Origin of the sequence: Autumnicola edwardsiae, assembly GCF_031846505.1 — a bacterium.
GTDB classification, from domain to species: domain Bacteria; phylum Bacteroidota; class Bacteroidia; order Flavobacteriales; family Flavobacteriaceae; genus Autumnicola; species Autumnicola edwardsiae.
In genome coordinates this window covers 19,513-27,275 of record NZ_JAVRHP010000044.1, presented here as the reverse complement: position 1 = coordinate 27,275, position 7,763 = coordinate 19,513, and the positions used below count along the sequence as shown (strand labels likewise).

Sequence of the window (7,763 nt, the reverse complement as noted above, 5' to 3'; positions counted from 1 at the left end):
AGAGGGTGATTAGGGGGTGCACACTCGCCAGTCTCTCCAGTACATAGAGACGTATAATATTGTCTGTTGCTCCTACAACTACAAGTCCGTAAATTAAAATCGCAATGGCCTGTAGATTATCACCCTGGGCAAAAAGGAGAATGGTTACCGGAAGGATCCCTAGTGCTGTACCAATAAATGGGATCATGGAGCCAACGGCTGTAATTACAAACCAGAAAAAAGGATCGGGAACACCTATAACGAGGTATCCCAATAATGCAATAATTCCCTGGCACAGTGCTACCAGTGGTATTCCTAACGCATTTGATTTTACCAGTTGATTGCTTTCTTTGCCGATAAGCGTGAGGTTTTCTTTTCCTAAAGGTATATAGGCTATGAGGGAATCCCGTAGCGCCTGCCTGTTAGTAAGCATATAGTACAGCATAAAGTACATAATCCCAATTGCTATAAAAGCATCAAAGGTGCCTCCTGCAAGACTTTGCAGGTTTGTTGAAATCCAACTGGTTACTGAAGAGGTGTCGATCGTCTGGCTCAAATTGTACCCAAAATAATCCTCCAGGTAATAGGTCTGTTCTTTTACAGCAGAAACCACCCTTTCTGAATTTGCAACTGCTTTTCCAATTTTAGAAGAAAGCATAAGTACAATGAGCGATACGGGAACAAGAATGCCAACAAAAGACCCCGACATTAAAAAGGCTGCTGCAAGGCTTGGCTTCCATCCGCGTGCAAGCAACTTGCGCATCCATGAAATGAGCAAGGCATATAGCGTAATCGCACCAAGAACTCCGGAGAGGTATGGTGTTATTTCCTTAAAAATTAAAACCGCTAAAAAAAGAATAAGCAATAGCACGAAAATCTGACGTACCAAGGCCGGTTTTAATGTATTCATATAGTTTTTTAGTTGGTCGTTACTTGGCAAAAAGCTGGTCCATGTTTTTAAAAGCCTTAAATTCCAGGGCATTTCCACATGGATCTTTAAAGAACATCGTAGCCTGTTCACCTACCTGTCCTTCAAATCGAATATAAGGTTCGATAACAAAATCGATATCCTTTGATTTTAATAATTTAGCAAACTCCTGAAAAACGTCCCACTTCAAAACCACTCCAAAATGTGGTATTGGCACATCCTTCCCGTCTACAGGATTACTGGAGGCAGGAGCTGTTTTTTCCGGCTCTTTATAATGGATAACCAGTTGATGACCAAAAAAATTGAAGTCCACCCAATGTTCGCTACTACGCCCTTCTCCGCATCCAAGGGTTTCCTTGTAGAATTTTCTACATTTCTGAAGATCTGAAACCGGTATGGCAAGATGGAAAGGTTGTATTTTCATAGTGTTGGTTAATTTGCAGCTCTTTCACAAAATTGCTATTCACAAGGGTAATCTAAATACATCGTGAATAGATTTTGCTTAAAATTACCAAGATATCTTTAGATCAAGGTGGTACTGCGCGCTAATAATCTGTTAAGATTTATCCCTGCGGTTGCGCCTGCTTTTGTGAGTGTTCTCTTTCTTCGGAAAAGGCTTTGCAGAACGATCTTTTTTGCCGGAATTGTTAATTTTAGAGGCTTCTTCTGTTTTTACCGATGCATCCACCATCTGGTTGATGGTTTTAAGTTCATTTTCGGTTAGCTCACGCCATTTTCCCACGGGCACATCCAGTTGCACATTCATGATCCTAATGCGCTTTAGGGCAGTAACTTCATAGCCTAAAAATTCGCACATCCTTCTAATCTGCCTGTTTAGTCCCTGGGTAAGAATAATCTGGAATTCATATTTTCCCAGCTGCTCTACCTCACATTTTTTCGTGGTGGTGCCCAGAATTGGAATTCCGGAGCCCATTCGGTTTATAAAATCCTTTGTAATTGGTTTGTTAACGCTTACGATATATTCCTTCTCGTGGTTGTTGCGGGCACGCAGAATTTTATTTACAATATCACCATCGTTCGTCAGGAAAATCAGGCCTTCACTGGGTTTGTCCAGCCGGCCAATGGGAAAAATACGTTTTGGATAATTAATGTAGTCAATTATATTGTCCTTTTCTACGCGGGTGTCTGTAGTGCAAACAATACCAACAGGTTTATTAAAAGCCAGGTACACATTTGGCTCCTTAAGTTCTTCTTTGGAAACCAGTTTCCCGTTTACCCGCACTTCATCTCCGGGAGCAACTTTGGTTCCCATTTCAGGAACTTTTCCGTTTAGAGTAATTCTTCCCTGTTCGATAAGTTTATCGGCTTCCCGGCGGGAGCAGTAGCCCACTTCGCTTAGGTATTTGTTGATTCTGGTAAGTTTAATTTCAGACATAAAATGGATTCTGTTGCAAAGATACAAGATTTAAATCCCAATAAACACGTGCTCAAAATGGCAATTTTCGAGCTGCAAATTCTGGAATGAACATTCTTCAGAAGAAATTTCAATAAAAAATAATTGCGTCAGGCAACCTTTTGTAACTTTTCCGCGTCTATATAAATAGAAGGCTCTAATAATAATTATCAGGTGAAAGTAATTCAGCTTTTTAAAAACGATACGCGTCTCATCGAGCGTGCTGCCAACAACAACCGGGAGGCGCAACAGCGGTTGTACGAGATCCATTCGGGAAAAATGCTTAGCGTTTGCAGGCAGTATGTAAAAGACCTTCATCATGCTGAAGAAGTAATGCTAAACGGTTTTTTTAAAGTTTTTACTAATCTTAATTCATTTAAAGATGAAGGAAGTTTTGAAGGCTGGATTCGGAAAATTATGGTTAGGGAGGCAATTTCTTTTTTGCGGACAAATCACAAAGTAGTATTTGAGCAGGAGGAAATGACTTATTATACTGAAAGTGGGAATAATATTAATTCTGAATTAGAAGTGGCTCATTTGCAGCGGTTAATAGATGATCTTCCCGAAGGTTACCGGATGGTTTTTGTGATGTATGCCGTAGAAGGTTATAAACACAGCGAAATTTCAAAAATGTTGAATATTTCTGAAGGAACTTCCAAGTCACAATTGTTTAAAGCGAGAAAAATGTTGCAGGAAAAATTAAAATCTCAAAGTACTACAGGTTATGGCACCAAATAAATTTGAAAATCGACTTAAAGAGCAGCTCGAAAAAAGGCAAATATCGCCTTCAGAAGACAGCTGGGACAAATTAAGCAGCAGGTTGGATGCTGAAGAGAAAAAATTATCCGGCATTAGCAGGAAATGGTGGATGGGAATGGCGGCTGCGGCAGTTACAGCCCTCCTCATGGGAACTTTTGTGTCGAAAACTGACATTTTTGGCACCTCACCTTCTGTCGTAGATAATCCTACTGAAGAAATCGAAAACTATAAGACGACTCTTGAAAATGGCAATTATCGACCTGAAGCAGAGCTTGCTTCCGAAGAAATTGAGGCAGAAAAAATTTCAGAAGAAAAAAATGAATCAGATAAAGAGGAAATTGTTCAGAAACAGGAAAAAACAATAGAAAAATCGCAAATAGCTGCTGTAGATGTTGAAATTCCGGAGAAAATTGAAGAAAATTCCACCGAAATCACTCAAACAGCTGCTCCTGAAGAAAAATATTCTGAAAATGAAGCGATTGAGAGTAAACTGGAGCAGATAATTGCTGAAGTTAACGCTAAAGAAGCCCGTGGTGATGAAATCACAAATGAAGAAGTGGACCGGCTACTTGCAAGTGCCGCAAAGGACCTTAGCAAATCTTCACAATTTCGATATACTGCGGGATCTGTAGATGCACTTTCGCTTTTGGAAGATGTAGAGGAGGAGCTGGATGCGTCTTTTAGAGAAAAAGTTTTTGATATTTTAAAAGATGGCTTTATTAAAGCCAGAACAGCGGTAGCGACAAGAAACGATTAATATTTATACTACTATTTTATAATTACCATCATCCCATTAGGGGCATTCATCAATCATCCTGAAGGAGAAATCCTTCAATAAAAGAATCAAAAATCATGAAAACTGTTATTTTTTACATTGTATTAAGTCTATTTAGTTACAGCATTTGCGAAGCACAAACTCAGGAAACTGAAAATTCAGAGAAAATAGAGAACCTTCAGAAGGAAAAAGAAGAAATCGTTGCTGAAGAAAAAGAAGCACTAAAGGAAAAAGTAGAGCAGATAAATTATCAGTTAGAAAATGCCGAAATAAGCAGGCAAGAAGCGGAAAACCTGAAAAAAGAAGCGGCAAAAAGGCATGCGCTGAATATTGAAAACAGGGTTGCCATCCTGGATAATAAAATTGCCCTGCTTTCCCGTGGAGAAGAGGATGGCGATAAATTTGAAGATTTCTGGAGGTTTGACGCGGAATCGAGCAGGAAAGAAGACGAAGATTATTATGCGAGAACAACTTCAGAATTAGTTATTGCTGCCGGATTTAACAATGCGCTTTCTGATGGGCAGTCCCTGGAGGATTCCGACTTTAAAATAGGGGGTAGCCGCTTTTTCGAAATTGGGTGGGCCTGGAACACCCGTGTTTTTGCAAGATCCAACTGGTTAAGATTAAAATACGGAGTTTCTTTTCAGTTAAACGGATTAAAAGCTAAAGATAACCGCTATTTTGTTGAAGATGGAGATCTTACTTATTTGGAAGAATTTGATGAGCAGCTGGATAAATCTAAATTCAGGATGGACAACCTCGTTTTTCCTGTACATTTTGAATTTGGGCCTTCTAGGCGCTATGAATCTTATAAAGGCGTAAAATTTGACACTAATGAACTGTTTAAAATTGGCCTTGGAGGGTACGCCGGTTTTAATATTGGTGAGCGCCAAAAACTGAAATATGAAGAAAATGGCGATAATGTAAAGGAGAAGCTTAAAAGCGATTATAACACCAATGATTTTGTTTACGGTCTTAGCGGATATATGGGGTGGGGAGGCACTGCCCTTTATGTGAAGTACGACCTTAACCCAATTTTTGAAGATCCAAATGTAGAATTGAATAATTTTTCTGTAGGATTACGATTTGACCTGGACTAAAAAGCAGTGATTTTTTAAAGTTATAAACCTCATAGATTCGGAAGGAATTTATGAGGTTTTTTGGTGTTATGGAGACCTTAGAAAGTGGATGAAATTCCATATTTTTATGCCCTGTTGGCAATTCAAAAAAATACTAATCCTTGATTTCTAAAACCACAATAGATAATGTTTTTGAAACTTCCCGTGTAGAGGAGGTGATTGGCGATTTTGTCCAGTTAAAAAAATCAGGGAGTAATTTAAAGGGCCTTAGTCCTTTTAGTGACGAGCGTACGCCCAGTTTTATGGTCTCTCCCGTTAAGCAGATCTGGAAAGATTTTTCCAGCGGAAAAGGAGGGAATGTGATTGCCTTTTTGATGGAGCACGAACATTTTACCTATCCTGAAGCCATAAAGTACCTTGCCAGGAAGTACGGAATCGAAATTGAAGAAACCGAGCGAACAGACGAGCAAAAGCAGCAGGCAGATGAAAAGGAGAGTATGTACCTTGTTTCGGAATATGCGAGCAAGTATTTTCAGAAAATTCTGCATAAAACAGATCCCGGAAATGCAATCGGCTTAAGTTACTTTAAAGAGCGTGGTTTTACTGCCGAAACTATTAAAAAATTCGATCTGGGATATTGCCTGGACGAGTGGGATGCGTTTACCAAAGAAGCACTGGGCAGTGGGTATAAGCTGGATTACCTGGAAAAAACCGGGCTCACGATTGTGAAAGGAGAGAAGCAATTTGACAGGTTTAAGGGACGGGTGATGTTTCCTATTCACTCTATGTCTGGACGTGTTCTCGGGTTTGGCGGGAGAATTTTAACGAATGAGAAAAAGGCAGCCAAGTACCTTAATTCCCCCGAGAGTGAAATTTATCATAAGAGCAAAGTCCTTTATGGGATTTACCATGCGAAACAGGCGATTGCGAAAGAAGATAATTGCTACCTCGTTGAAGGTTATACTGATGTGATCCAGTTTAACCAGACAGGAATTGAAAATGTGGTTTCTTCTTCGGGTACCGCTTTAACTTCAGAACAAATACGGTTGATTAACCGGTTAACAAAGAATATTACCGTGCTTTTTGACGGTGATGCGGCGGGAACCAGAGCTTCACTTCGTGGTATAGACCTTATTTTAGAGCAGGGAATGAACGTGAAGGTATGCACATTTCCTGAAGGGGAAGACCCGGACAGTTTTGCTAAAAAGTACAGCGAGGAGGAATTGAAAATCTTCTTACAGGAAAATGCTTATGATTTCATCTCTTACAAAGCTTCGCTTCTGGTGAAAGAAGCAAAAAATGATCCTGTAAAGAAAGCCGATGTTATTAGGGATATGGTAAGTTCTATCTCAAAAATCCCCGATAATATCCAGCAGGAAATATATGTACAAGAATGTTCCAGGATTATGGATATTTCTGAAGATGTACTATTTACTACCCTGGCGCAATTAAATTCCAGGGATCAAAAAGGAAAATCCGCCGGAAAAAAGTCTGCTGAAAAACCGCTTAAACTGGTTAAGGACGACCAAAAGCTAAGGCCAAAGATCGACCAGTTGTATGAGCTGGAGCGGAATATAATCAGTCTTTTATTATTGTACGGGAGTAGGGAAGAACAATTTGAAGATCTTGTTTTAAAGCAAAGTGAAAGTGGTGAACTTCTCCTGGAGCCCGAAAAGCAGACTGCTAAAGTTTTTGAAAAGATCTTTCTGGATTTACAGGAAGATGAAATTGCTTTTACCAATCCCCGTTTTCGGGAAATCTATTCACTCCTTATTCAAAAGTTTAACGGTGATGCCAATTTTACCATAGAAAGTTTTATCAACGAAATGGAATCTGAACAGGCTTCAGAAGTTACCACCATATTAATGGAGGAAGAGCAGTATCAGTTACACGATTGGGAACGGAACGATATATTTGTAAAAGATAAAAAAGAAGGGGTGGCCCGACTGGTTAGCGAGACGATCCTAAACCTTCGCCGGCATCTTGTTTCTCAAAAGATTGAAGAGCTAAAGCAGGAGGTAAAAGAAGTGTCAGATCATGACAATTCTGCCACACTTCAGGATGTAATGGATTACTTAAGTCTTAATAAGGTACTTTCTAATAAGCTTAACCGGGTTATGTAATATTTAGCTGCAGTAACCTGGACTGTGTAATAAGATCGGCCACGTTGTCCACTTTTAATTTCTTTAATAACCTGGTTTTATAAGTACTTACGGTTTTCTCATTTATTGCCAGAGCCTCCGCAATATCTTTGTTCCTTTTTCCCGAAGAAAGTAAATTAAGTACTTCGGTTTCTCTTGTGGAGAGCCTTTTAAACTTGGCGACCAGGCCTCTACCTTGAGAAATTCCAGAATTTAAACGTTCTGTAATTTTCTTGTTAAGGTAAATTCCACCTCGTGCCACCTGGTAAATCGCTTTTTCGAGCGTTTCAGGATCTGTAGTTTTAGAAATATACCCAGCTGCTCCGGCTTTAATGGTACTTAGTGCATACATCTCTTCGGGATGGGTGCTAAATATCAACATCCTAGTACCGGGATAATCCTGTTTAATTTTTCTTAAGGCGTTTATTCCGTTAATCTGTGGTAAATCCAGTTCTATAATAAGAACATCGGGAACCCCGTTTTCAAGAAATTTGAATAATTCGTCCCCACTGGTAACATTTCCGATTATTTCCAATGCCGGATTGTTCTTGAGGATAAAACCAATACCCCGACTAATTACGGGATGATGGTCTGCGACTAATACTTTATACATAGTTTGGCTGATATTGGCATGTATCAAACCGGGGGGTATCTTAATACATGTATAATTACTTAAAAATAACTGATA

Annotated in this window: 8 protein-coding genes; 4 read left to right on the top strand and 4 right to left on the bottom strand. The window is 39.4% G+C overall.

From position 1 onward, the window contains the following. From RM529_RS09900 to rluF, 3 genes are all read right to left on the bottom strand, one after another. The coding region (locus RM529_RS09900; RefSeq protein WP_311484639.1) for an AI-2E family transporter at window positions 1-889 on the bottom strand (889 nt) is incomplete at its 3' end. Window positions 890-908: 19 nt separating this feature from the next. Further along, window positions 909-1,331: a VOC family protein gene (locus RM529_RS09895; RefSeq protein ID WP_311484638.1), complete on the bottom strand. Its 423-nt coding sequence runs from the start codon at window positions 1,329-1,331 to the stop codon at window positions 909-911. A 132-nt stretch (window positions 1,332-1,463) separates the two neighbouring features. After that, window positions 1,464-2,303 carry a 23S rRNA pseudouridine(2604) synthase RluF gene (gene rluF / locus RM529_RS09890; protein WP_311484637.1) on the bottom strand — a complete coding sequence of 280 codons (840 nt, stop codon included), beginning with the start codon at window positions 2,301-2,303 and terminating at the stop codon, window positions 1,464-1,466. 192 nt (window positions 2,304-2,495) lie between these two features. Here rluF and RM529_RS09885 point away from each other — a divergent pair, with 192 nt between their 5' ends. The 4 genes from RM529_RS09885 to dnaG all read left to right on the top strand — a co-directional run bounded on the left by RM529_RS09885 (window position 2,496) and on the right by dnaG (window position 7,057). Next, the gene (locus RM529_RS09885; protein ID WP_311484636.1) at window positions 2,496-3,059 is read left to right on the top strand and encodes an RNA polymerase sigma factor; all 564 of its coding nucleotides are present in this window, start codon (window positions 2,496-2,498) and stop codon (window positions 3,057-3,059) included. Beyond that, window positions 3,046-3,837 carry a hypothetical protein gene (locus tag RM529_RS09880; protein WP_311484635.1) on the top strand — a complete coding sequence of 264 codons (792 nt, stop codon included), beginning with the start codon at window positions 3,046-3,048 and terminating at the stop codon, window positions 3,835-3,837. The genes RM529_RS09885 and RM529_RS09880 overlap by 14 nt, the downstream gene beginning before the upstream one ends. Window positions 3,838-3,932: 95 nt before the next feature. Next, window positions 3,933-4,955, top strand: coding sequence for a hypothetical protein (locus tag RM529_RS09875; protein ID WP_311484634.1), 1,023 nt, complete (start codon window positions 3,933-3,935; stop codon window positions 4,953-4,955). Window positions 4,956-5,095: 140 nt separating this feature from the next. Beyond that, a complete protein-coding gene (dnaG, locus tag RM529_RS09870) occupies window positions 5,096-7,057 on the top strand; it encodes a DNA primase (protein WP_311484633.1) in 1,962 nt (653 codons plus the stop codon). On the opposite strand, the gene RM529_RS09865 is transcribed toward dnaG, so the two are convergent. Next, a complete protein-coding gene (locus RM529_RS09865; protein ID WP_311484632.1) occupies window positions 7,050-7,688 on the bottom strand; it encodes a response regulator in 639 nt (212 codons plus the stop codon). The genes dnaG and RM529_RS09865 overlap by 8 nt on opposite strands. Window positions 7,689-7,763 lie beyond the last annotated feature (75 nt).